The organism is Vibrio sp. R15-SG3-ISO1B (genome assembly GCF_059833835.1).
In genome coordinates, this window is record NZ_JCBDGG010000002.1 from 15,815 (window position 1) to 39,813 (window position 23,999).

General features: G+C 50.5%; 21 protein-coding genes. 11 read left to right on the forward strand and 10 right to left on the reverse strand.

Features of this window, described 5'->3' with window-relative positions; translation table 11 throughout:
- Window positions 1-216: 216 nt before the first annotated feature.
- Entirely contained in the window at window positions 217-1,077 is an 861-nt protein-coding gene (tesB, locus tag AC6R0S_RS00315) for an acyl-CoA thioesterase II (RefSeq protein ID WP_334550896.1), read from the forward strand.
- A gap of 75 nt (window positions 1,078-1,152) precedes the next feature.
- On the opposite strand, the gene AC6R0S_RS00320 is transcribed toward tesB, so the two are convergent.
- Window positions 1,153-1,617, reverse strand: coding sequence for an Lrp/AsnC family transcriptional regulator (locus tag AC6R0S_RS00320; protein ID WP_487903569.1), 465 nt, complete (start codon window positions 1,615-1,617; stop codon window positions 1,153-1,155).
- Window positions 1,618-1,834: 217 nt separating this feature from the next.
- Here AC6R0S_RS00320 and AC6R0S_RS00325 point away from each other — a divergent pair, with 217 nt between their 5' ends.
- From AC6R0S_RS00325 to AC6R0S_RS00340, 4 genes are all read left to right on the forward strand, one after another.
- On the forward strand, window positions 1,835-2,911 hold the full coding sequence (locus AC6R0S_RS00325; protein ID WP_500636970.1) for a PLP-dependent cysteine synthase family protein: 1,077 nt from the start codon (window positions 1,835-1,837) through the stop codon (window positions 2,909-2,911).
- A 440-nt stretch (window positions 2,912-3,351) separates the two neighbouring features.
- The gene (locus tag AC6R0S_RS00330) at window positions 3,352-4,818 is read left to right on the forward strand and encodes a methyl-accepting chemotaxis protein (RefSeq protein WP_500637018.1); all 1,467 of its coding nucleotides are present in this window, start codon (window positions 3,352-3,354) and stop codon (window positions 4,816-4,818) included.
- A 106-nt stretch (window positions 4,819-4,924) separates the two neighbouring features.
- Window positions 4,925-6,046 carry a hypothetical protein gene (locus AC6R0S_RS00335; protein WP_500636971.1) on the forward strand — a complete coding sequence of 374 codons (1,122 nt, stop codon included), beginning with the start codon at window positions 4,925-4,927 and terminating at the stop codon, window positions 6,044-6,046.
- Between the two features lie 10 nt (window positions 6,047-6,056).
- Window positions 6,057-6,467, forward strand: coding sequence for a phosphate ABC transporter substrate-binding protein (locus tag AC6R0S_RS00340; protein WP_500636972.1), 411 nt, complete (start codon window positions 6,057-6,059; stop codon window positions 6,465-6,467).
- A 108-nt stretch (window positions 6,468-6,575) separates the two neighbouring features.
- Here the strand turns inward: AC6R0S_RS00340 and AC6R0S_RS00345 are convergent, their stop codons facing one another.
- Window positions 6,576-6,899 (reverse strand): DUF1244 domain-containing protein, encoded by a 324-nt coding sequence (locus AC6R0S_RS00345; protein ID WP_500636973.1) that lies wholly within the window; start codon window positions 6,897-6,899, stop codon window positions 6,576-6,578.
- Between the two features lie 131 nt (window positions 6,900-7,030).
- Window positions 7,031-7,900, reverse strand: a complete 870-nt coding sequence (locus AC6R0S_RS00350) for a Tim44 domain-containing protein (RefSeq protein WP_500636974.1) — start codon at window positions 7,898-7,900, stop codon at window positions 7,031-7,033.
- Window positions 7,901-8,114: 214 nt separating this feature from the next.
- On the opposite strand from AC6R0S_RS00350, the gene AC6R0S_RS00355 reads away from it, so the two are divergent.
- From AC6R0S_RS00355 to AC6R0S_RS00365, 3 genes are all read left to right on the forward strand, one after another.
- On the forward strand, window positions 8,115-8,705 hold the full coding sequence (locus AC6R0S_RS00355; RefSeq protein WP_500631699.1) for a TetR/AcrR family transcriptional regulator: 591 nt from the start codon (window positions 8,115-8,117) through the stop codon (window positions 8,703-8,705).
- 18 nt (window positions 8,706-8,723) lie between these two features.
- Complete coding sequence (locus AC6R0S_RS00360; protein ID WP_500636975.1) at window positions 8,724-10,595, forward strand: MFS transporter; 1,872 nt, start codon at window positions 8,724-8,726, stop codon at window positions 10,593-10,595.
- 156 nt (window positions 10,596-10,751) lie between these two features.
- Window positions 10,752-11,675, forward strand: coding sequence for a YeiH family protein (locus AC6R0S_RS00365; protein ID WP_500636976.1), 924 nt, complete (start codon window positions 10,752-10,754; stop codon window positions 11,673-11,675).
- A 14-nt stretch (window positions 11,676-11,689) separates the two neighbouring features.
- Here AC6R0S_RS00365 and AC6R0S_RS00370 read toward each other — a convergent pair whose 3' ends face one another.
- The 7 genes from AC6R0S_RS00370 to AC6R0S_RS00400 form a co-directional block, all read right to left on the reverse strand.
- A complete protein-coding gene (locus AC6R0S_RS00370; RefSeq protein WP_334550910.1) occupies window positions 11,690-11,884 on the reverse strand; it encodes a hypothetical protein in 195 nt (64 codons plus the stop codon).
- Window positions 11,885-12,040: 156 nt separating this feature from the next.
- Window positions 12,041-13,420, reverse strand: a complete 1,380-nt coding sequence (gene menE / locus AC6R0S_RS00375; RefSeq protein ID WP_500636977.1) for an o-succinylbenzoate--CoA ligase — start codon at window positions 13,418-13,420, stop codon at window positions 12,041-12,043.
- A gap of 39 nt (window positions 13,421-13,459) precedes the next feature.
- Window positions 13,460-14,446 carry an o-succinylbenzoate synthase gene (menC, locus tag AC6R0S_RS00380; RefSeq protein WP_500636978.1) on the reverse strand — a complete coding sequence of 329 codons (987 nt, stop codon included), beginning with the start codon at window positions 14,444-14,446 and terminating at the stop codon, window positions 13,460-13,462.
- Window positions 14,447-14,457: 11 nt separating this feature from the next.
- Window positions 14,458-15,324 (reverse strand): 1,4-dihydroxy-2-naphthoyl-CoA synthase, encoded by an 867-nt coding sequence (menB, locus tag AC6R0S_RS00385; protein WP_334550914.1) that lies wholly within the window; start codon window positions 15,322-15,324, stop codon window positions 14,458-14,460.
- A 47-nt stretch (window positions 15,325-15,371) separates the two neighbouring features.
- Window positions 15,372-16,205, reverse strand: a complete 834-nt coding sequence (menH, locus tag AC6R0S_RS00390) for a 2-succinyl-6-hydroxy-2,4-cyclohexadiene-1-carboxylate synthase (RefSeq protein WP_500636979.1) — start codon at window positions 16,203-16,205, stop codon at window positions 15,372-15,374.
- On the reverse strand, window positions 16,195-17,931 hold the full coding sequence (gene menD / locus AC6R0S_RS00395) for a 2-succinyl-5-enolpyruvyl-6-hydroxy-3-cyclohexene-1-carboxylic-acid synthase (RefSeq protein ID WP_500636980.1): 1,737 nt from the start codon (window positions 17,929-17,931) through the stop codon (window positions 16,195-16,197). Before menD ends, menH begins: the two co-directional genes overlap by 11 nt.
- Window positions 17,932-19,260, reverse strand: a complete 1,329-nt coding sequence (locus tag AC6R0S_RS00400; RefSeq protein ID WP_500636981.1) for an isochorismate synthase — start codon at window positions 19,258-19,260, stop codon at window positions 17,932-17,934.
- A 221-nt stretch (window positions 19,261-19,481) separates the two neighbouring features.
- Between AC6R0S_RS00400 and AC6R0S_RS00405 the strand changes: the two genes are divergently transcribed.
- The 3 genes from AC6R0S_RS00405 (at window position 19,482) to AC6R0S_RS00415 (ending at window position 23,964) form a co-directional block, all read left to right on the forward strand.
- Complete coding sequence (locus AC6R0S_RS00405; protein ID WP_334550921.1) at window positions 19,482-20,696, forward strand: pyridoxal phosphate-dependent aminotransferase; 1,215 nt, start codon at window positions 19,482-19,484, stop codon at window positions 20,694-20,696.
- 113 nt (window positions 20,697-20,809) lie between these two features.
- A complete protein-coding gene (gene yfbR, locus AC6R0S_RS00410; protein WP_500636982.1) occupies window positions 20,810-21,409 on the forward strand; it encodes a 5'-deoxynucleotidase in 600 nt (199 codons plus the stop codon).
- A gap of 59 nt (window positions 21,410-21,468) precedes the next feature.
- A complete protein-coding gene (locus tag AC6R0S_RS00415; protein WP_500636983.1) occupies window positions 21,469-23,964 on the forward strand; it encodes a bifunctional diguanylate cyclase/phosphodiesterase in 2,496 nt (831 codons plus the stop codon).
- The last annotated feature ends 35 nt before the right edge of the window (window positions 23,965-23,999 follow it).

A 23,999-nucleotide genomic window follows, 5' to 3' on the forward strand; every position in this document is an offset into this window, starting at 1 on the left:
AAAACCCAACGTAAGCGGGAGAATCGTCTTGAGTATAAACGATGGCTGTGCACAGTGGTGCTTATTGATGAAAGAGTTGACCGCGACCTAACGCAAATCAGAAAAGTCTGACTACAATTTCATACAGCTGTTTAAATTTATCACTCAACCGATAAAATAGTCGCTATCGTCAACCTGTACCTATGAAACCCGCTCGACAAGGGGAAGGATCTGCCAATGAGTAAACCTCTCAAAGAACTCCTAGAACTACTGAAACTTGAAAAATTAGAAGAAGGATTGTTTCGCGGCCAAAGTGAAAACCTTGGCCTACCGCAAGTCTATGGAGGACAAGTGATTGGTCAGGCGCTTTCTGCCGCTCGCTACACAGTGGATGATGCGCGCACTGTGCACTCATTTCACAGCTACTTTCTCTACCCTGGCGATCCGGAAAAACCGATCATTTATGATGTCGAAAACCTGCGCGATGGCCGAAGCTTCAGCACACGCCGTGTAAAAGCGATTCAAAACGGTCGACCGATTTTCTACCTCACCGCCTCCTATCATGGTGATGCGCCGGGCTTTGAGCATCAAAACACCATGCCGAATATTCCGGGGCCTGAAAACTTTAAATCCGAGTCTGAGCTCGCTGCGCAAATCGAACACATCTTGCCAGAGAAGCTGAAAAAAGCATTTTGTGGGGAGAAGCCGATTGAGATGCGCCCGGTCACCGTCGTCAATCCGTTAAATCCACAAAAAGTCGACGCCAAGCAGTATCTTTGGATTCGTGCCAACGGTGAGATGCCCGACAATCAACTGATTCACCAATACTTGCTTGGATACGCCTCTGATTGGGGATTCCTCGTGACCGCGCTTCATCCGCACGGTGTTTCTTTGATGACGCCGAAGTTTCAAGTGGCTACCATCGACCACTCAATTTGGTTCCATCGCCCTTTTAAAATGGATGACTGGTTGCTGTATGCCATCGAGAGCCCGACCGCCAGCAATACCCGAGGCTTAGTCCGTGGCGAGATATACAATCGTGAGGGACACCTGGTCGCCACTGCAGTGCAAGAAGGTGTGATGCGATTTACTCAATAACGCCAATGCCGTGTTTGGCATCACCCAAGCGCGGCGCTATTTTTCAGGCGCTGTCAGTCGTTGTTAATCTTAACGCTAACCCTGAATCGGCAACGCCGTGGTGTATTTCAGGGGTTCCATAGCAAAGGTCGACGTAACATTAGAGATACCCGCCACCGAGTTGACCAACTTTTTGTAGAAGCGGTCAAAACACGGCATATCTTTCACCAGCACTTTCATCATGTAGTCATACTCTCCCGCCATCCGATAGAACTCCATCACCTCAGGGAACTCCGACACGGTCTCGACAAAGTGGCTATACCAGCCATGCGAGTGATCCGATGTTTTCACTAACACAAACGCCGTAAACGACAACTCCAGTTTGTCAGGGTTGAGCAACGCAACGCGACGCTCTATAACGCCACTCTCTTCCAACTTTTTCAGCCGCTTCCAGCACGGTGTCGTCGTTAGATTGACCGCATCCGCCAGATCGTTCAACGACAGCGTCGCATCTTGTTGCAGCAAGTTGAGGAGAGTTTTATCGATACGGTCTAGTTGCATGGTGAGGCCTTGGGTTATGGGTTATGGGTTATGGGTTATGGGTTATGGGTTATGGGTTATGGGTTATGGGTTATGGGTTATGGGTTATGGGTTATGGGTTATGGGTTATGGGAGAATTTCATTCTACGCTGACAGTGAAAACAAGGAAAAATAGGTAAGCATTTCTCCTTATTTGAAGTTAGTTTATTTTCATTGCATGAACAATGGAAGCGATACCGTGTGTAAAGATCATGATTGGATAAACAGCGCTGTGTGCAAAATTGAAGCGGACTATCAACGCAGCGCCGATACTCATCTCATCAAACTCGATTTGCCGTGTGTTGACGGCATTGATATCTACTTAAAAGATGAAAGCACGCACCCTACCGGCTCGCTCAAGCACCGATTGGCACGTTCACTGTTTCTGTACGCAATATGCAATGGTTGGGTCGGGCCTGACACTCCGATCATTGAATCCTCTTCCGGCAGTGCCGCGGTCTCAGAGGCGTACTTTGCGCGGCTACTTGGGCTGCCCTTTATCGCCGTGATGCCCAAATGCACCGCGCGGAAAAAAATAGAACAAATCGAATTTTATGGTGGCAAAGCGCATCTGGTCGAACGCACCGACCAGATTTACGCAGAATCTCACCGCCTCGCCAAAGAGCTCAACGGCCATTATATGGACCAGTTCACTTATGCTGAGCGCGCGACAGACTGGCGCGGCAACAACAATATTGCTAACTCGATCTTTAGCCAGATGGCACTCGAGACGCACCCTATCCCCAGTTGGATTGTTATGAGCCCTGGAACAGGCGGCACTTCCGCCACCATTGGCCGCTTTATTCGCTATCAACAGCACAACACCAAGTTGTGCGTGGTTGACCCAGAACACTCAGTGTTCCATCAATTTTATCGTACTGGCGATGCTTCATTGACGCTCGACTGCGGCAGTAAAATAGAAGGGATCGGCCGCCCAAGAGTTGAACCGAGCTTTATTCCCGGCGTTATCGATGAAATGCGCACCATTCCTGACGCTGCTTCGGTCGCGACCATCCATTGGCTTGAGGGGATTCTGGGGCGTAAAGTGGGGCCATCTACAGGCACCAATCTGTTCGGCGCGCTGCAAATCGCCAGCGAAATGAAAGCCAAAGGCGAGCAAGGCGCGATTGTCACGCTACTCTGTGACAGTGGCGAGCGCTACCTCGATACTTACTTTTCACCAGAATGGGTTGAGGATCACATTGGTGATTTAGCGCCTTACCTCACGCAACTTAAACAATTTGAAACCACAGGAACGGGGCTAAACATCCGATAAATTCAAACAACGGGCGATAAAAACGCGCATTTATCAACCCGTTGTTTTTATTATAAATAATGAAAACAGAAACGAATTAAGTCATACAAAAATCAATTTTTAACCTACGACTTTTGTTTTAAACTCAGCAGAGTCCCAAAAGAGCGACTATCCTTCACAGTAATAGCAAAATAACGTGGCTAGGTTATTGTTTTAGTATTGATAAGATGTGATTATTATCATTAACCACAATACAAAATCTATAAACAATCACTGTCACACATCTTTGTTGATACTGAAATAAGGAAATTTCTATGCTGTCGCTCTCCATTCGTGGGAAGGTCCTTGCACTCTGCTTGGTGTCGCTATTCGGCTTTGTGAGCATTCTCTCTATCGGTGGCTCAACCCTCACCAATAACACCGAACAAGTTCGTGATATCAATAAGCTTTATTACCCCGTGATGAACTCGGCCTCCCTGAACTCTGTGCTGCTCTCCCAGCTTGCAGAGCGATTCAATCTCGCCGTAACACTCGGTGATGAAGAGATGCTCGAGATCAACCGTGACACGCTCGCGGAAATCGTCGGCAACTTTGAGATGCAAGCCACTTTGCAGCCAGCACTGAAATCACAGACTGCGCAACTTAAATCGACGTTAGAGAGCTATTTCAATGGCACTTATGATGTCGCGCTCGGCATGATTGATGGCGAACTCGATCTGTCCGAGGCGGCCAGAAAAGCCGAAGCAAACAACCAACTTCTTAGCCAACTGACCACCCAAATGTCCGATTTCTCTCAAGCTCGCATTGATGAGTTTGAGCAGTCGGTGACGGAGCTACAAAGTGACAACGTGACCGCAAGTCGCAACATGAGCGTTCTTGGTGTTGTGGCGCTGGCTCTGATCATCGTCATGGGCGCATTTGTCACTCGCGGTATTCGCCGCGATCTGGGTGCCTTGGCCGAAAACATGCGCGACATTGCAGAGGGCGATGGCGATCTCACTGTTCGAATTCAACATGACAAACGCGATGAATTGAAACCTGTGGTGGACTCCTTCAACGTATTCGTTAACAAGTTGCAGCAAAACGTCACCCGCACTATCGAAAACGTCAGCAAGCTGGACAATATATCCACCACTCTAGTGGAATCAAGCCATTCGACCTCTAGCCTCTCAGATAAACAATACCAAGCGATCGAAGAAGTCTCTCGCTCACTGGCGCAATTGTTTGAAGCTGCAAGGCTGATTGCTTCCAACGCCAGCGATGCTTCCGTCTCAGCCAACAGCGCCAGTGAGCAAGCCAGCAACGGTGAAGTGCAGGTTAAGAGCACCATCACTGCCGTTCAAGAGCTGACGGAAGACGTGAGAAACGCCTCGACAGTCGTTCAACAACTCGATGCCAACACCCAAAATGCGGGCTCGATTCTGGATGCGATCAGCGCCATTGCTGAGCAAACCAACTTACTGGCGCTTAACGCCGCCATTGAAGCCGCCCGCGCGGGCGAACAGGGCCGCGGATTTGCCGTGGTGGCCGACGAAGTGCGCACCCTCGCTTCTCGCACTCAAACCTCTACTCAAGAAATTCAATCTGTCTTGCAGCAGTTACAGGAACAGACCAAAACCGCTGCCAACATCATTAGCGAAAGCGCCAACAAAGCGGAAGCGTGCGTAGAGAAATCGCTCGTTGCTGAGCAATCTTTGCAACGCATCACCGCTGACGTCTCGGATATTAGCCACAAAAACGAACTGATTGCCTCTTCCACAGAAGAGCAAGAACGCACATCCGCAGAGATTGAAACCATAGTGGCCAACATCCGCAACATGGCTCAAGGCACGGCAGACAGTGTCGGTGAGCTCGATAGCGTCGCGCAAAACATCAACATTATTACCGCTAACTTAACCGAACTGACGAGTCACTTTAAGGTCAAGTAGCGACCTCTTTGTCTCTCACACCGTCTCGTAAGCGTGATGGTGTGGACAAATTCGCCCAAAATTAAATAACTATGATAACCCCCAACATAAAGTAGTGGAGTTCAGGATGAAAAGAACGATTCTAGCAAGCTGTGTGGCACTCGCCGCATTTGGCGCTAACGCTGCCAGTTTAGAAGACCTATCCATCAGTGGATTTGGTTCTGTCGGCATGGGTAAAGCGGATAACGCCGTGGGCTACGCCGGTTACACGGATGAGCACCTAGAGTGGGAACAAGAAACCCTTGGCGGTTTGCAGTTTGATTTCCAAATCAATGATCGAGCCAAGTTTGTCTCTCAAATCGTAGCGAACAGCCGTTACGATTACGATCCAAAGTTCGAGATGGCTTACGTCTCTTACGACTTTGACTCATTTACAGCGCGTGCAGGTAAACTGCGTCTACCGCTGTTCTTCTACTCTGACTATGTCGATTTGGGCTACGCCTACCCGATGATTCGTCCATCACAAGAGACGTACGAAAACATCGTATTGAAAGGCTACACGGGTGCAGAACTGCTCGTACCGATTGACTTTGAAGACTCAACACTTCTGCTTCAACCTGTGCTAGGTATTGCAACGGTAGACGAAGATGACTCAAGCATCGGCGAAGTTAAACTTGATAAAATGATGGGCTTATCAGCCAACTGGAACTTCAATGATCTCACGCTTCGTGGTTCTTACTTTGTAGCTGAAGCTAACCCTGAATGTGCAAAAGGCGCATCACAAGGAAGCCCAAGTAGTAGTTGCTACCTAGCAGATGTGCTAGAAGTACACGAGCAAGATGGTCAGTTCATCTCTATTGGTGCTCAATACGACAATGGTGATTTACTAGTCAACGTTGAAGGAACTGATGTACAGCTCGATGGTAAGTTTTCGGACACACGTTCAGTATCAGGTCTTATCGGCTACCGAATCAACGAATTCACGCCTTATCTAGCAAGTAGCTGGGTAGAAACAACAGATGATAAAGAGAGACCGTTGCTAAGCGGACTATCCGCGTTAAATTACGAGCGTATGTCTTATTCAGTCGGCACTCGTTGGGATTTCTACCAAAGCATGGCGTTAAAATTTGACGTGACATATGTTGACTACAAAGACACGACGGGTGGAGTATCAACCAATGATCCTTCAAGCTCTGACTACGAAGACAGCACACTTGTCTACTCTGCACGTCTAGACTTTGTATTCTAAGGAGGAAGCGATGAAAAAACTGATCACTTTATTAGCGGCTTCTGCCCTTTCATTCAATGCGCTAGCAGGTATGGTCGTGATTGGTAATCCGGCTGGTGTGGACTCACTTTCAGCAGGTGATGTGAAAAAGCTCTTTATGGGCAAAAAAACCAAGCTCGACAATGGCTCAACTGCGCGTATCGTTGAGCTGGCTGATGGTGACGCTGGGCGTATTGTTTTTCATGAAATCGCCACGGGTCGCAGTGAGTCTCAGCTGCAATCGGCCTGGTCACGCTTGGTCTTCACGGGTAAAGCGGAAGCGCCTGTTCAAGTGGCGGATTACGCCGGCGTGATTGCGGAAGTCTCTTCGAATGCCAGCGCGATTGGCTATGTGGATGAGTCTGCTGTTACGGGCGATGTTAAGGTGCTTCTTAAGCTCTAAACCGCCCCTAAGCACAATCTAAACAAAAGCCAGCGAGGTGGAACCTGCGCTGGCTTTTTTGTCTCTGACGTTTGCTACTGCTTTGATTCGCTCTGTAGCTACTACTCGCTATTTGGTGCGATTCTGACGAGCTTCAAAGGCCGCCAACTGCTCTGGGGTGGCCTTAGGTTGATGGTTTTGCTTCCACTCATCGTAAGTCATGCCGTAAACACGCTCGCGTGCGTCATCAATATCCAATGCTAACCCTTGGTTGTCCGCCTCGGCTTTGTACCATTTGCTAAAGCAATTGCGGCAAAAACCCGCCAAGATCATCAGATCGATATTTTGCACGTCTTTATTGTCGTCTAAGTGTGACAGCAAGCGACGAAACACAGCGGCATCGAGTTTGTCTTGCTCTTCCTGTGAGAGGTGTTGGTACTTAAATTCAGCCACGTTACTCTTTCCTTGTTTTTTGTTGTTAAAGTCAATCATGGAGAGGTGAAAAAAACGCCCATCGAAATGGGCGTTTTCTTACATCAGGTTACTATTTCTTACCTTAGGATACTATTTCTTGCCCTAGGATATTATCCTTGGATACCCACAATCAACCACGGCGCATTGTCGACGGTTAAGTCACGCTCTAGGTGCCAGATGTCTTCGATATTCTCTTCCACGCCTTCCACCGCATCACGGTAGCGACCGCTAAACTGTAGGCTCAGTTGCGCTTTTGACGCGTCGTAGTCCGCTCGCACGATTTCCGCATCCACGTACATAACGTCAGTGTGTTGATCGCCCTCTAGCTTCGCACGCTCTGCTTTTAGGTCTTCAAACAAGCTTGGTGACACATACTCTTCAATGGTCTCCAACTGGTTGTGGTTCCACGCCCCTTGCAAAATGCGGTAGTGCTCACGCGCGCCGTTGATAAAGGCCGCTTGGTCAAAACCCGGTGGTGTGTTGTACGGCACATCAGTCTGTGCGCCAAAACCGCCCGCAGAAGAGGCAGACGCTTGTTCAAAGTTGTGAACATTCGGCTGTTCGAACTTGGGTGCGCTGCCGCCAAAAGCAGGTTGCTGACGATGTTGATTCATGCTGCCCTGTTTTGCGCCCAGCATACCGCGCATAAATTTGAAGATCACAAAGGCGATCAAACCGAGAATGAGAATATCCATAAATTGGATGCCCTCGAACGCGCCACCGAAAAATGCCGCGAGCAGGCCACCAGCCAGCAGACCGCCAAGCAAGCCGCCCATTAAGCCTTTTTTGCTTGAGCTCGGTGCTTTGGTCGATTGGTCTTTACCCAGCGTATTGGTGTTTTGTTGCTGCTGCTTCGGCGCAGGGGCTGTTTTAAAGCTTTTACCGAAAGATTTACCACCACCGAACTTTTTCGCTTCGGCAACAGGCGTCATGGCGACAGAGACCATGAGTAGAGCAACTAGGGAAAACAAACGTTTCATATTTTTCCTTAGAGTTTCCATTTGAGGATGAAGTTTTCGTTATCATCGCATAATACCCAGACATCCTTGATAAAGAAACCAGAAGCTGGGTTTATGATGTATCAGAATATTGCAGCTATCCGCAAGGAAACGCCCCAATTTAGTGATTGTTTTGTTGCGGATCGAACAGGTGCTTATTAGAATATTGAACATTGTTCATTTTCATCCCCTTTTTATGGCCAGACGCAACGACCACACTCGCGAAGAGCTGATCGCACTCACCTTAGACACGGTAAAAGAGTTCCTCACGACTCACTCTCATCATGAGCTGAGCCTGCGTAAGCTGGCGAACAAAATCGGCTATGTTCCGAGCACCTTGGTGAATGTGTTTGGCAACTACAACCTGCTGCTCTTACACGCGGTCGCTCAAACACTGGACGAACTCGCGCTTGAGTCAAAAAAGGTCGTTGAACGTTGTAACCACAGCACCAAAGCCTTATATGAGCTTGCCTATTGCTACCATGACTTTGCGGCGCGCCACCCTTACCGTTGGCAGCTCATTTTTGAGCACAATATGAACGGGGAAGAGCTGCCCGAATGGCAAGCACAGCGCATTGACGGTATGACCAGCATGCTGGAACATCTGCTGAAAGCCGTTGCCCCTCATCGCTCAGATCAAGAGGTGGTGAAAGCCAGTCGCGTTTTGTGGGCGGGCGTTCACGGCATTACCTTACTCAGTGTCGATGATAAGTTTTTTGCTGATGAGCCGATTGAGGGCAAAGTGCTTATCGAAAATTTACTTTCGAGCTATCTTAAAAGCTGGTAATCAATAAAAGGCCCCTTCATGTCAGAGCCCCAGACCTCGCTTCTTCGACAGCAGCGCTTTCTACCCTATTTTATTACTCAGTTTTTTGGCGCGTTTAACGACAACATTTTCAAGAATGTTTTGCTGCTGTTTGTCGCGTTCGCGGGCGCAAACGCGCTCCCCATCTCTAGCAACTTATTTATCAACCTCGCTGCAGGCCTATTCATCTTGCCTTTCTTTTTATTCTCGGCATCGGCGGGAGTATTGGCGGACAAATACGAAAAAGCGGGCTTCATTCGTAAAGTCAAATTGGCCGAAATTGCCATTATGTGCCTTGGCGCTGTCGGTTTTATTACCGAAAGCTATGTTATTTTGCTCTTGTTACTGTTTTTGATGGGTACCCAATCGGCGTTTTTCGGACCGATAAAATACGCCCTATTACCTTCTCAGCTTAAACAACATGAACTGGTGAACGGCAATGCCTTGGTCGAAACCGGCACCTTTCTTGCGATTTTGCTCGGCACACTGGGCGCTGGTGTCATTGCCTCCGCAGAGAACGCCAAATACGTTGCGGCGGTTGCAGTCGTGGTGTTTGCGATTGCGGGTTATCTCGCGAGCCGATCAATTCCGGTTGCCCCAGCCAATGATCCAAACCTGACCTTTCGTTGGCAGCCTATCCAACAGACACGCCGCACGCTGGCGATCGCCAAGCGCGACAGAACCGTCTTTCAAACCCTAATGGCGATCAGTTGGTTCTGGTTTTTAGGCGCCGCCTACCTGACTCAGTTCCCAAATTTCACCAAACTGCACTTAAGTGGCAATGAAGCCGCGGTCTCCTTCCTGCTCGCGCTGTTTTCAATCGGCATTGCGGTTGGCTCCATGGCTTGTGACAAGCTATCGAAAAATCGCATCGATATTGGCATCGTGCCACTTGGCAGTGCCGGGATTACCCTGTTTGGTCTACTAATGGCGCTCGCTGTCCCTAAGCAATTGCCCGAATTTTCTACGTTCCACGCGTTTATTAGCCACTCAGCACTGTGGCCAGTGTTTGTTTATCTTCTACTGCTAGGCGCCTCTGGCGGTCTTTTTATCGTGCCTTTGTATGCGTTAATGCAGCAGCGCTCGAAAGAGAATGAGCGCGCGCAGGTCGTTGCGGCGCTCAATATTTACAACTCACTCTTTATGGTAGGCAGCGCTGTGATGGGCATTGTGTGCCTGAGCTTACTCAACCTCACCATAGTGCAGCTGTTTATTCTGCTGTCGGTGTTGAATGCCTTGGTCGCGCTCTATCTCTTCCTGCAAGTGCCGATTTTTGCGGTGCGCTTTTTGGTTTGGGTGTTGACGCACAGCGCCTATCGCGTCAAACACAAGAACTTACACCACCTGCCCGAACAGGGCGGCGCACTGATTGTCTGTAACCATGTCAGTTATATGGATGCGCTGCTACTGAGCGCGGTGTGTCCGCGTTTGATTCGTTTTGTAATGCATGAGGAGTACGCCCATCTTCCTCCGCTAAAACGCTTTTTAAAGCGGGCGGGCGTGATTCCGATTTGCGCGCAAAACCGAGGCTCTATCCGCCGTGCGTTCAGCGAAGTGGAACAATCGCTGGCAGAGGGACACATCGTCTGTATTTTCCCTGAGGGCACACTGACGCCTGATGGCGAAATCGGCCCGTTTATGCGCGGTATGGACATCATTCTTAAACGCAGCCCTGTCCCTGTGATTCCCGTCGCTCTGAAAGGCATGTGGGGCAGCTACTTTAGTCGCGTGAAAGGCAGTGCCTGCAAAGGCTTGCCGAGTCGATTCTGGTCGAGAATTGAAATCGAAGCCGGAGAGCCGGTGGCACCGCAAGAGGCATCCGCCGAAGGGATGAAGCAACGCGTGCTCGAACTGCGCGGCGATTGGCGATAATCACCCCGCACACGACTTGATACAGGCGCTCACTGTGAAGACAAGCGTTAAGAAAAACTTAACGCTTGTTCAAATCATACTAATCTACTTAACAACAAAACTGCTTTAGACTTTCGTTATTCACTGAACACGTTTCTGTAGGCACTTAGAGCAACGATGATCCGATCCTCTTCAACTTGGCTTTTCTGGGCAGCACTGGCCCTGTGTTTAACGCCCTGGATTTCGTCACCCACCGCACTGGTGATTGGCTTTTTGATCGCTTCGATGGGCTGGGTACCGGCGTCGATCCCGCTTGCAAAAATCACCAAAAAGCTGCTCGCCTACTCCATTGTTGGCTTGGGTTTTGGTATTCAATTTCAGCAAGCCATCAGCGTCACCGCGGATGGCATCGGCCTGATTATCACGACCATCGTTGGCACCTTGCTCATCGGTGGCTGGCTAGCGAAGAAGCTTAAGCTGGACACGGTCACCGGCTATTTAATTTCATCAGGCACCGCGATTTGTGGCGGCAGCGCCATCGCCGCCGTATCACCGACGATCAATGCGAAAGATGAGCAAATTGGCTTGGCACTGGCAACCGTATTTGTGCTTAACTCGGTCGCTTTATTTGTGTTTCCGTTGATTGGGCACGCCCTCAACCTCGACCAACACACCTTCGGAACTTGGGCCGCCATCGCCATCCATGACACCTCTTCGGTGGTCGGCGCCGCTTCGGCATACGGTGAGGAAGCACTTACCACCGCAACCACGCTAAAGTTAGCGCGTGCGTTATGGATAGTGCCTGTGGCTCTGGTGAGTGCGTGGATTTTTCACAGCGATGCAAGAAAGGTCACCATTCCCTATTTCATCGTGTTCTACTGCGCCGCGATCGGAGTGAGTGATGCGCTACCGCAATTTCAGGTGCTCTATGAAGGCCTTTTCGCGCTGGCAAAACGCGCATTAGTGGTCTGTTTGTTTTTGATTGGATGTGGTATTTCGCTAGAAAAATTGAGAGCCGCAGGACCCAAGCCCTTGTTGTTTGGCATCACCTTATGGGTGTTGATTTCAAGCGGTTCACTGACTTGGCTAATGCTCAGTTAACGCGCGAACCGACGTTAGAGATCTTCTGGTTCGATCATCACTTTGTTGTCTTGCTTTCTGCGACGTGGGCTCAATCGCTGACGCTGACGAAAAACCAACACAATGACCAACAGGAAAGCCGTGAGCTCGCACAACGAGCGCATCACACCCTCGCTTTGCGTCGCGACAATAATCTGAATCACCACCGCGACGATCAAGATCGCATTCATTGCTTATTCCCATCATCATTTAAACTAGCGGTTATTATGAAAGAGAGGAATAACAAAACGAAATTCAGATTTGGTCTGTGATATTGCCAAAAGACCTAATGGGTGAAGAGAGGCGAGTGCCTAGTTTCTAGTTCCTAGAAGGAAGGGCGCCCTACTCTAGGAACTAGCCACTAGGAACTTCTTAATCTCATAACGTGAGACTTTGATGCCTGTTTGGGTCAATTCAGGGGGCATCAAATAGTAACCGATGGGCCATTTGAACTTGGCTAATAATGGTGTTAGGTGGAAATCTAGCTCGGTTTTATCGGGCAGTGCGTTGGCATCGATAACTGCGATAGGCCGCTGGCCATATTCGGCGTCCTCAACGGGCACCACAATCGCTTGACGAATCGCACTGTGGGTACAGAGCGCCGCTTCTATCTCTTCGCAGTGTACATTCTCACCGCCAGAGATAAATAAGTTGTCGGCGCGGCCAAGTATACACAGCTCATTGTCCTGCCACTGGCCTAAATCTTTACTATCAAACCCATCCCCCTGCCCCGGCACGCTAACCGTCGGGAGCGGGGTCAATTGACCTTGAAAGTAGTACCCTGACGCGAGTGTCTCACCACCAATCAAAATCCGCCCGTCGTGCACCATCACGCGGCGATGGGGTAACACCACACCGGCGCTCTCTTTGCCATCCACGCGTTTTGCTGTCACGGTCGAGGCCGCTTCCGTCAACCCATACCCCAGCCAGGTATCGATACCGCGATCCGCCGCTTGTTGACTGAGCTCTAGCGGAATATGGCTGCCACCGAGCAACACACGACTCAGCTGTAAAGGCTGTGGGCTATCGAGTAAACGTTTAAGCTGCGTCGCCACCAGCGAGGCGTGAGTCACCTGTTGAATGTCTTTCGCCAACTCACCCGTACCGATTTTGAGCTGCGCACCACTGACCAACCAACGATAGACAATCGCCATCCCAGAGACATGATAAAGCGGCAAGCTCAGTAGCCAGCAATCTTCAGGCTGAAAAGAAAAGTGCGTCAATAGACCCGTCGCTGAGGCCAAATGCTGCGCGTGTGTATGGGCGACGGCCTTAGCAGGCCCAGTCGAGCCTGAGGTAAAAATTAGCGTCGCGAGGTTATCTGGGTGGTAACTGTGAGAAAAATTCTCTTGGCGTTGTCGCTGGTTGGCAGAGAAGTCTAAGCGGAGGGTACTGCGAATATCTTGGCGAGAAGACCACTGCTTCACAGCGTTGGATGCGGGATACAACGTAGAAAGCTTTTGCGCCCTCTCCTGCTCACTACCGGGCATGCTGATGGCGCAAATGGCCCCTAGCTCCATACACGCCAACAACACAAACAGGAGTTCCGAATTGTTTTTATCGATGCAGGTGAGCACATCACCCTGTCCCACACCTTGCTGAGCGAGAGTCGATGCTGTTTCACTGACCACATCAGACAGCTCTGCCCAAGTATAGTCTCGCTCTGGCGTGCGCAAGGCCAGTTGCAATGGGCACTGCTGCGCCCATTGTCTAACTGGTGACAACATGAAGCCTTCCATCATAGTGCTCGCCTCTCACAGCGGCGATTAACATTGCCAGATGAGACTTTGCGACGACAGAGGCGTAACCGGCAGCTCACAGCCCGGCCAAGGGACCTCAAGTTGCGCGGTAAACAATCCGACGGTATCTAAACCTGGAATCGTCTCCGGCAGCAACCAATGGGCAAGGCGCGCCAGTTGCGTCAAGCCAAGGCTTGACTCAATACTTGAGCTGATCACCGGTTTGATCCCAAGCGACATCGCTTGCTCAATCAGCGATTTACAGCGTTCAATCGAACCAATTAAAGTCGGTTTGATGATGATCGCTTTGGCGCCATTGAGATCATGCAGTGAGAAATCCTCGCTGCGCATGGCGTGTTGCAGTGTTTCATCCCAGGCAATCGCAATGCCAGTGTTGATGGCAAAGGAGAAGCTGTCCCCCGGCGCTTGACATGGCTCTTCAATAAAAGCGATACGTTGACGTAGCGACGGCGCGATTTTCTTAGCAAATTGCGCCGCTTTGTCCGCGCTCCATGCTCGGTTCGCATCAAGGCGCAGCGTCAAATCGGGAATCGACTCAAGGAATAGACTCACCAAGAGGCCATCTCGGATAGGCTCGTACAAGCCAACTTTGATTTTGGCGACTTTCTCCCCGCTCATCCCCGCCAGTTTGGGCAACAGCTCATCCGGGTCGCCCGAGCAAAGCGGCGCGGCCTGAAAACAGCCCTCTGCCGGCAAGGCGTTGTCGAGCTCCAATTGCGCCATCGATAGACCAAAGGCCACCGACGGGTGCAGCGCATCCAGCGCCAATTCTTGGCCCAGTTGCCAATATGAAAGCTGCTCGACCAATTGCGCGTAGGCCTCATCGAGACTCTCCACACTAAAACCGGGTAACGGTGCGACTTCACCACGACCAATATGACCATCACAGCAAAGCTCAATCACAAAGCCTTCCCGCACAGTCAAACGTTGCTCGCGCAGGATCACGCCACTGTCCATTGGCAGTTTGTAGCGGTACAGTTTGGCTGTTCTCATCACCAACTCCTTTACGGATTGCGTGGGAATTTATTGAAGTCAGGGCGACGCTTCTCATTGAAAGCGTTGCGACCCTCTTGGCCTTCTTCGGTCATGTAGAACATCATGGTTGCGTTACCTGCCAACTCTTGAAGACCCGCCTGACCATCACAATCCGCATTTAACGCCGCTTTTAGACAGCGCAGCGCCATTGGGCTGTGTTGCAAGGTTTCACGGCACCAGCGCACCGTCTCTTTTTCTAACTCTTCCAGAGGCACAACGGTATTCACCAGCCCCATGTCGAGCGCTTCTTGGGCGTCGTAAAAGCGGCACAAGAACCAGATTTCACGCGCTTTCTTTTGCCCAACAATTCTAGCCATGTAAGAGGCGCCCCAACCGCCATCAAAAGAGCCCACTTTGGGTCCTGTTTGACCAAATTGGGCGTTGTCTGCGGCAATCGTGAGGTCACACATCATGTGCAATACGTGGCCGCCGCCCACCGCCCAACCGGCCACCGAGGCGATCACGGGTTTTGGACAGGTGCGGATCTGGCGCTGAAAGTCCAACACGTTGAGATGGTGAGTGCCAGAATCATCTTGGTAGCCGCCGTAGTCGCCACGAATTTTTTGATCGCCGCCTGAACAGAACGCTTTTTCGCCTAGCCCAGTCAGAATGATCACCCCAACACTCTCATCGTAGCGCGCATCCGCGAGTGCATGGATCATCTCTTTGACCGTCAAAGGGCGAAACGCATTGCGCACCTGAGGTCGCGCGATGGTGATTTTAGCAATGCCATCGTCCGATTTGTGGTAGTGGATGTCTTCATATTCGGCGCTGCAATCACGCCAATGAACGGGAGCGTAGAGTTCTTCTTCTGAGATACCGACTGTTTTAGCCATGATGATTCCTGTTTTGTCTTGTAGCCCAACCGAGCGGGGCATAATGTCTAGGAGCGAGCGGCAAGCGCAATACACTGCGCGCGCACCTGCTCTGCAAAGCGTTGGGGCTGTTCAACATGAACATTGTGCCCCGCATTCTCAACGCAGCAGAGGTGGAGCCCGCTGCGCTGTGCAAGTTGTTTAAATTTCTCATCCTGCTCACCGCAGACATAGGTGATTGGCAGGGTGAGTTGGCGCAGTGCGTCTAAGCAGTCCGGCTGCTTCGCCAAAGACGTTGCTAATAGCATCTTGGCCACCGCGGGGCCTAGATTATCACTGCGCTTGGCGATAAGAGTTTGTCTTTGCGCATCCTTTAGTGAACTAAATACGCGCTGGCGATACCAATCGCTCAATACCTGCTCAATCGGCTCCTCGCTAAAGCGGCGGGCCCATTGCGCATCACTGAGCCATCGCTCGTGGCACTGTGCTTCGTCTTGCAAGCCAAAATTACCACCCTCTAGCAGTAGGGCTTGGATATTCAGCGGCGCAAAATCGCGCTTCACCGTGCCCATCATGGCAAGGCGAGCGCCAAGCGAATAACCCACTACCACTATAGGTCGCTCCAAAGAGATTTGCTCACTCTGCAATCTCGCCAACACGCTCTTGGTGATCTGTGCGCAGCAAGTCGAAAATGACTCGGTGTGGATGCCGACACTCTCACCGTGCCCCGGAAGATCGAGGCAAAGTCGATCAAACTCGCTCAGATAGCTGAGCGTCTCACGCCAATCGTCACTCGAACCAAGAAAGCCGTGAAGAAACACCAATAGCGGCGCGTCATCAGCTTGCTGAATACTGTCTTTTTTCTGAACATCATCGGCAGGGAAGAACTGACTAGAGAGCATGGATCTGACTGACACATTGACGAATATGACTCGACGCCTCACCCGCGGGCGTGACAACTTCAATAATGAGTGCGCCACTTCCCTGCTTGAGGTGCGTGGCTAAACAGTGCTGATAGACCGTCAGCGTTTTAGGCTGACAATACGCAAGGCCAAACTGAGCCGCGGCGTGTTCAAAATGAAAACCGTGCGGCATTTGATACAGAGCTTGCTTCTCCCTATCAGGGACCGGTAGCAAATCAAAAATCGCGCCGCCATCGTTGTTGGTAATTACAATCACCACCGGCGTTGGCTCATGATGGAACAGGGCAAGTGAATTCAAATCATAAAGTGCGGAGGTATCGCCAAGCAGCACCACCGTCGGCGTTTGACGCTCACGCACAACACCTGCTGCGGTGGCGATCAAGCCATCAATACCCGATGCGCCGCGGTTACTCAGTACCTCTCGCGGCGTCAACGCAGTAAACATATCCGCCAAGCGAACAATCAAACTGTTGCCAATAAAGAGCGATACTTCATCGGGCAACAATTCTAACGACATGGCCACGGAGACTTCGCTGAGAGCCCCATCCATATTGAACTGCTGCACTAGGCGGCGAGTTTGCTCACTTGCTTCTATTATGCCCTCCGCCCATCCGATTTTACGGCTTACCGCTGCGGGCATGATCGCTTGGACATTCTCAATCCAACGGCCAATATCCATCTCGTGATGATGCTGTTGCAGATGGTTCGGGTTATTGCGCGCAGGGTGAGGTGACACATAGTGATACTCAGCGCCAGAGTGGGTAACGCACTCGGCTATCCACTGCACCAAACGTTTAGAGACCAGACGCGAGCCAAACTGTAGGACGCACTCGCAAGATGCAAGCTGAGAGCGAAAACGCGAATTTTGCAGCCATAAATCGTAGTGTGCCCAAGGCGAACTGACGCCTGACTGCGGATCGCAAAACACCGGCCAACCTAATGTGTCGGCTAAGTGTTTGGCTTGTTTGGCTTCCTGTAATTCCACACTCCCCACCACCACCACGCCTTTCTTGCCCGCCAGATTAGGAACATGGCAAGGCTCACTGTGCTGAGCAGCACTTTTTTGCGAATAAGGTGTGGATGATAGCGTCCACTTAGCCAGCTCAGGGCATAAGGTATCGAGACTTTGTGCCAAGACAGGCTCATCCTCAACGCTGAGATAGAGAGGCTCAGGAAACGGGCAGTTAATGTGCACCGCACCGCCCTCGCGCTGCTGGCTTGCCATCAGGTTATCAACCGATGTCAGCAGCCAAGGATACACCTCTCGACCCGCAGGGATAGGCAGATTTAAGCTGTTAGTGACATGGGTTGAGAACAATCCTATTTGATTGATCGCTTGGTTCGCGCCGCAATCCACCAGCGACGGGGGACGATCAGCACTGAGCACCACTAAAGGCTCGCCGGTTAACTTGGCCTCAGCAACCGCAGGCAATAGGTTGACCACCGCCGTCCCAGAGGTGACGACAATAGCGACTGGTTGTTGACTGGCTTTGGCCAGCCCTAAAGCGAGAAAGCCTAAACCTCGCTCATCAAAATGGGTGTGCAGGGTAAAATGCGCATTGGCATGGGCTTCTAGGGTCAACGGCGTTGAACGCGAGCCAGGCGCGACACAGACGTGACGCACGCCAAATCGAGATAATTCTTCCAGTAAAAGACGCGACCAAAGACGATTTGTCACCGCTTGTGTATGGGTTTGTGGGGGCATTTACGAAGCCACTCCTAATGATGAGCGTTGACAAAAAGGCGGTGATTGATGGCCAAACAGTGACAGTAGCGTCGACATTTTTTTGTCCAGCTCCTGCCACTCATGCTCAGCCACAGAGCCGGGCACAATCCCTGCCCCGGCAAAGAGCTGCACTGTCTCCCCCATGACCAAAGCGCTACGGATCGCCACGCAAAACTCGGCACGTTGATGGCTAATAAAGCCCATGGAACCTGCGTACCAACCGCGCGCAAACGGCTCGTGTTGGCGAATAAAATCGATCGACGCCTGACGCGGCAAACCCGCGACCGCCGCCGTTGGCTGCAAAGCGCCAAGCAACTGCACACCGTTAATACCAGAGTGTAGCGTGGCGTGAATGGTGCGCTTAAGGTGCTGCACTTTTCTAAGCCGAACCAAACGCGCCTCTTGCTCCACCTCAACATGGGAAGAAAACGGCGCAAGGCTTTGCACTATGTCATCCACCACGTACTGGTTTTCGTTGAGATTCTTGCTGTCATTAGCCAGCCAATTGGCGAGCGCCATATCTTGCGTCGCACTTTGCCCACGACCAATCGTGCCAGCTAAGGCTTCGGTGTGAAGCTCATTCTCTTGGCGGGCATAGAGCCGCTCTGGTGTTGACCCTACAAAGCTGTGTTTGCTGTCTAGCGCCAACATAAAATGGAAGCTATGGTGATTTTGCTCATGGCTGGATTTAAGCAGTTGCGCGGCGCTGATCGCGTGGTCTAGCGCCACATCGGTGCGCCTTGCGAGCACCACTTTTTTAAACTGATCGTTGTCGATACCGTGCAACACTTTGTCGACCAAATCATGCCACTGCGGCTGCTCTGGGCTATGGGTCATGCTCTGAACGTTGGCACTTAAAGGCTTAAGCTTGGCCACCTCGCAACGCAATTTGGTTAGCGCCATCAAGGTGCGCGATTTATCTGGGTTAAGGTTGACCGCCAAAGACCATTGATCATCAAGACGAATCAACTCCACTTGAGGTAAAAAGAAAAACGACGGCATACAACGGCGATTTTTTTCATCATCACCATCAAACGCTCGCCCTCCCCACACGCGCTGATCTGCCGATAAAATTGCGTAAGCGGGAGCCGGGTCAACGAAAGTATGCCACTGACCGAGCGCCACCACCTCTTCACGAGTATCGCGGGATTGCCAGTAAAATTTAGGGAAAAGTGGCTGAGCATCCAGCCAATCGATCATTGAACATTCTGGTTTGTCTTCAAGAGCTTGAACCAGACGGGCGGTGCCATCTTCTGCTTGCTTGACGCGTTCTATCAGTTCAGTGACTGCTTGATGGAAATGGGACAAATCAGCCTCGTATGCAAAGAGATCATTATTCAATTTTATACCGCTACTCTATTTATTGACCCTACTCAAATCAAGGATGCAAGCAATGTTTTGCGAATTCCTGTGATAATACGCGTGCTACAAGCTCACTAAATAGCCGCAATCATTCAGATTTTTATTCTAAATAACGTTGAATTGAGTTACTTTAATAAAGAAATTCAATTATTTTTAGGTTGCTGCCAATGCAAAATATCGGGATGTCGTCAAAACTCGACAATGTCTGCTATGACATTAGGGGTCCTGTACTGAAACATGCTAAGCGCATGGAGGAAGAAGGACACAAAATACTAAAGCTCAATATCGGCAACCCCGCCCCATTTGGCTTCGACGCCCCTGACGAAATCTTGGTCGATGTGATTCGTAACCTCCCAACATCACAAGGTTATTGCGATTCCAAAGGCATTTACTCGGCCCGTAAAGCGGTCGTGCAACATTACCAACGTAAAGGTATTCGCTCGCTTGATGTGGAAGACGTCTACATCGGTAACGGCGTGTCGGAACTGATCGTGATGGCGATGCAAGCGCTACTCAACAACGGCGAAGAGATGCTGGTGCCAGCACCGGACTACCCACTATGGACCGCGTCAGTCGCACTGTCAGGTGGTAAAGCGGTGCACTATCTGTGTGACGAGCAAGCCGATTGGTACCCCGATCTGGATGACATCAAGAAGAAGATCACGCCCAAAACCCGCGGGATTGTTTTGATCAACCCAAACAACCCAACCGGCGCGGTCTACAGCCGTGATTTCCTATTGGAAGTGATTGAAATTGCGCGCCAACACAAGTTGATCATCTTCGCCGATGAGATTTACGACAAAGTACTCTACGATGGCGCGACGCACACCTCCGTTGCGACCTTAACCGACGATGTGCTGGTGATGACCTTCAATGGCCTCTCCAAAGCCTACCGTGTGTGTGGTTTCCGTGGCGGCTGGATGTTTATGACCGGGCCAAAACACCTTGCTCAAGGCTACATCAACGGCCTGGACATGCTGGCGTCGATGCGTTTGTGTGCCAACGTGCCTATGCAGCATGCAATTCAAACCGCGCTCGGTGGCTATCAAAGTATCAATGAGTTGATCTTACCGGGTGGTCGATTGCTGGAGCAGCGCGACCGCGCTTGGGAGCTGATCAACCAAATCCCTGGCGTCTCTTGCGTCAAACCTAAGGGGGCGATGTACCTGTTCCCTAAAATTGATACCAAGATGTACAAGATCAAAGATGACCAAAAAATGGTGTTGGATTTTCTGATCCAAGAGAAGGTGCTACTGGTACAAGGCACTGGCTTCAACTGGCCCAAACCGGATCACTTCCGCATCGTGACATTGCCCCATGTTGAAGACTTGGAACTGGCCATTGGCCGCTTTGAGAAATTCCTCTCCGGGTACAGCCAGTAACGCGTCTCGGCGACATGGTGTAATCAGCGATTCGGCAATAGTAATCGCCGCCGAATTTTCTTATGCTAAGGACACGACCTCGTGTCCTTTTTTCATTTCTAGGAGGTAGAGAAATGTCATCCAATCAACCCCAAGAAAGCCACTTTTTTGCCCATTTGGCCCGTATGAAACTCATTCAGCGCTGGCCGCTCATGCGCTCTGTGTCGACTGAAAACATCTCCGAGCACAGCTTGCAAGTCGCCTTTGTCGCCCACGCGCTGGCGCTTATCAAAAACAAGAAGTTTGGCGGCCAAGTCAACGCAGAACGTGTCGCGCTGCTCGGCATGTATCACGACACCAGTGAAGTATTGACGGGCGATTTACCGACTCCAGTGAAATACTACAACCCTGAGATCGCCAAAGAGTACAAAAAAATCGAAGCGGCGGCCGAGAAGAAGTTGCTCTCCATGCTGCCGGAAGAGTTCCAAGAAGACTTTGCGCCTTATTTAATTTCTCATCAAGCGCACAGTGACGATGCTGCCATCGTTAAGCAAGCCGACACCATCTGTGCCTATCTCAAATGCTTGGAAGAGCTCAGTGCGGGCAACCATGAATACGCCTTGGCCAAAAAGCGCCTCGATGTGACGCTAAAAGAGCGCCATACCCCCGAAATGGAGTACTTCCTCAACACCTTCGCCCCGAGTTTTGAGCTCTCTCTCGATGAGATAAGTTAACTGGTAAGCTAGTACTTTCTGTCTACACTTAATCAAAAAGCCCTAAGACGAGGTGTGTAGTGCAGGACGGTATCTCTAATGATAAAAAACTGCTGATGTTCATTCAGTATGTGCCGCTTACCTTAATGGTCACATTTGCGATTGTCATTGTGGCCTTAATCGTCAACGAAAATCGCTTTGCGCTCGAAAAAGACGTCAACTCCCTGCGCGACAACTTCTACACCACACAGCGCAAAAGCATCCAAAATCGCGTGACCAATATTGTCGATCAGATTGAGTTTGAGAAAAAACGCACCGAAGATCTGCTTCGCCAAGACATTAAACAGCGCGTTGAAGAAGCCCTCGCCATTGCACAAAACTTATATCGCCAGTATGAAGGCCAACCCGAAGAGACCATCAAAAAGGCGATCACCGAAGCGCTCAGACCCATTCGATTCAATCAAGGACGCGGGTATTTCTTTGTCTATCAGCTCGATGGTACCAATGTCATGCATCCGATTCTTCCCCAGTTAGAAGGAACGGACATGTGGGATCTTCAAGATGTCAATGGTTCGTACCTCACTCGAGACCTCTCCCGAATGGTCAGCAATCAACAGCGTGTCTACCACCGTTGGCACTGGAACAAACCCAATGCTTTGGATCAAAAGTTCGACAAAATTGGCTATGTAGCGCTGTTTGAGCCCTACGATTGGTTTATTGGTACCGGTGAGTACGTGGTGGATGTCGAGCAAGACATCAAACAACGTTTGATTGAACGCATCTCAGATTATCGCTACGGCAACAACGACTACATTTTCATCATGGACAGCAAAGGGGCGATGCTCTCTCACCCCAACAAAGCGCTGCTCGGTGTTGAACGCTTAGACGCTACCGATAAAACCGGCTTTCAGTACATTCAAGCCATTGTCGATACCGCCCACCAAGGCAGTGGTTTTGTCCGTTACCACTCAAGCCAAACACCGCTCGGCAGTGAAGATTCCTACAAGCTCAGCTATGTCACCTACCTGCCCGACTGGGATTGGATTGTCGGGACAGGCGTTTACCTCAAGCCCGTCGAAGATTTTCTCATGGATCGCGAGCAACAGATCACACAGAGCAATCAGCGAGAGCTCAATCAGGTCTTGCTGGCGAGCATTCTGGTCTGTGGCATTTTAGGTTTGCTCTCTTGGGTGGTCGGTAAACGTGTTGGGCTACGTTATCGCATCATGCAAAAGCAGATTTCGCGTGACTTTACCCAGTTGCAAGAGGCCAAAAGTGAGCTGCAACATCAAGCCCTGCACGACAGTTTAACCGAGTTGCCCAACCGCACCTTCTTGATTGAGTTTATTCAAGAGGCGATTCGCAATGCCAATCAAGAGACACCGCTCACGGCGATCATGTTTGTCGACATTGATGACTTTAAAAAGGTCAACGACGCCTTTGGCCACTCTGTGGGCGATAAACTGCTGACCTATGTCGGCCATCAGTTTACCGATATGCTCAATGATCACTCACTGGTGGCGCGCTTTGGCGGCGATGAATTTGTTTTCTGCTTCCCACAACTGGGCTCAGTGCTCGATGCTGAAGAGATCGCCCATCAAATCCGCGATATTTTTAAACAAGAAATGGTGGTGGATGGCAAAGTGATCTCCACCAGTTGTAGTATCGGTGTCGCTATCTATCCGCAAGATGGCTTAAATCCGGAAGAGCTTATCACTCGCGCCGACACAGCGCTCTATACCTCAAAAGCCCGCCGTAAAGGGCGCGTATTGTTCTTTGATGAGTCAATTAACAAGCGTGTCCAGTACGAGCTGACTCTAGAAAAAGAGCTGAGAAATGCCATCAGGAATAATGAGCTCTATATGGTGTTCCAACCGCAGATCAACCTGCAATCTGGCCAGTTTGAATCGGTAGAGGCGCTGCTGCGTTGGCATAACCCTGAGCTTGGGCATGTGTCACCGATTGAGCTGATACGTAAAGCAGAAGAGATCGGTCTTATCCATCAAATTGGCGAGTTTGTCATTCGCCATGCGTGTCAGCACATCATTGCGCACTTCCCCAATGGGCAGGATGCTCTGGGTCTTTCCATTAACATTTCGCCGAGCCAATTGATGGCGAAAAACTTCCTCGATCAGCTTACTCGTATTATTGATGAACAGCGGATCGACCGCAGCCGCATCACGGTTGAAATTACCGAGAACGTCCTGATTGATGACTTAGAAATGGTCACCCCAATCCTTAATCAAGTCAGAGAGAGCGGTTTTGCAGTCTCGTTGGATGACTTTGGGACTGGATTCTCGTCTCTGAGCTACCTCTGTAATCTACCGATTAACGAGATCAAGATTGACCGCAGCTTCGTCGATAAAATGCTGGTCAACAAACAGAGTGATGCGCTGGTCAAAGCGATCATCGCCATCGGCAAAGCGCATAAGATGAAAGTGGTCGCCGAAGGGATAGAAACGCAAGAGCAAAGCCAGCAGTTGATCGAGTACGACTGCAATTTAGGTCAGGGGTATTTCTATGCAAAACCCCTGTCTATTGAGGATTTGATAAAGCAGATTGGCAATCCATCGTAAGCTAGGCATACTCGAGGTTTAAACACGTAACGTTC

Coding starts and splice junctions, on each gene's coding strand:
- AC6R0S_RS00340 (WP_500636972.1), top strand. CDS start 6,057: ATGAAAAAACTGATCACTTTATTAGCGGCTTCTGCCCTTTCATTCAAT.
- menE (WP_500636977.1), bottom strand. CDS start 13,420: ATGTTGTCACCAGTTAGACAATGGGCGCAGCAGTGCCCATTGCAACTG.
- AC6R0S_RS00405 (WP_334550921.1), top strand. CDS start 19,482: ATGCAAAATATCGGGATGTCGTCAAAACTCGACAATGTCTGCTATGAC.
- AC6R0S_RS00320 (WP_487903569.1), bottom strand. CDS start 1,617: ATGCAACTAGACCGTATCGATAAAACTCTCCTCAACTTGCTGCAACAA.
- menC (WP_500636978.1), bottom strand. CDS start 14,446: ATGAGAACAGCCAAACTGTACCGCTACAAACTGCCAATGGACAGTGGC.
- menB (WP_334550914.1), bottom strand. CDS start 15,324: ATGGCTAAAACAGTCGGTATCTCAGAAGAAGAACTCTACGCTCCCGTT.
- AC6R0S_RS00350 (WP_500636974.1), bottom strand. CDS start 7,900: ATGAAACGTTTGTTTTCCCTAGTTGCTCTACTCATGGTCTCTGTCGCC.
- AC6R0S_RS00355 (WP_500631699.1), top strand. CDS start 8,115: ATGGCCAGACGCAACGACCACACTCGCGAAGAGCTGATCGCACTCACC.
- menH (WP_500636979.1), bottom strand. CDS start 16,205: ATGCTCTCTAGTCAGTTCTTCCCTGCCGATGATGTTCAGAAAAAAGAC.
- AC6R0S_RS00360 (WP_500636975.1), top strand. CDS start 8,724: ATGTCAGAGCCCCAGACCTCGCTTCTTCGACAGCAGCGCTTTCTACCC.
- AC6R0S_RS00335 (WP_500636971.1), top strand. CDS start 4,925: ATGAAAAGAACGATTCTAGCAAGCTGTGTGGCACTCGCCGCATTTGGC.
- tesB (WP_334550896.1), top strand. CDS start 217: ATGAGTAAACCTCTCAAAGAACTCCTAGAACTACTGAAACTTGAAAAA.
- yfbR (WP_500636982.1), top strand. CDS start 20,810: ATGTCATCCAATCAACCCCAAGAAAGCCACTTTTTTGCCCATTTGGCC.
- menD (WP_500636980.1), bottom strand. CDS start 17,931: ATGCCCCCACAAACCCATACACAAGCGGTGACAAATCGTCTTTGGTCG.
- AC6R0S_RS00365 (WP_500636976.1), top strand. CDS start 10,752: ATGATCCGATCCTCTTCAACTTGGCTTTTCTGGGCAGCACTGGCCCTG.
- AC6R0S_RS00370 (WP_334550910.1), bottom strand. CDS start 11,884: ATGAATGCGATCTTGATCGTCGCGGTGGTGATTCAGATTATTGTCGCG.
- AC6R0S_RS00330 (WP_500637018.1), top strand. CDS start 3,352: ATGAACTCGGCCTCCCTGAACTCTGTGCTGCTCTCCCAGCTTGCAGAG.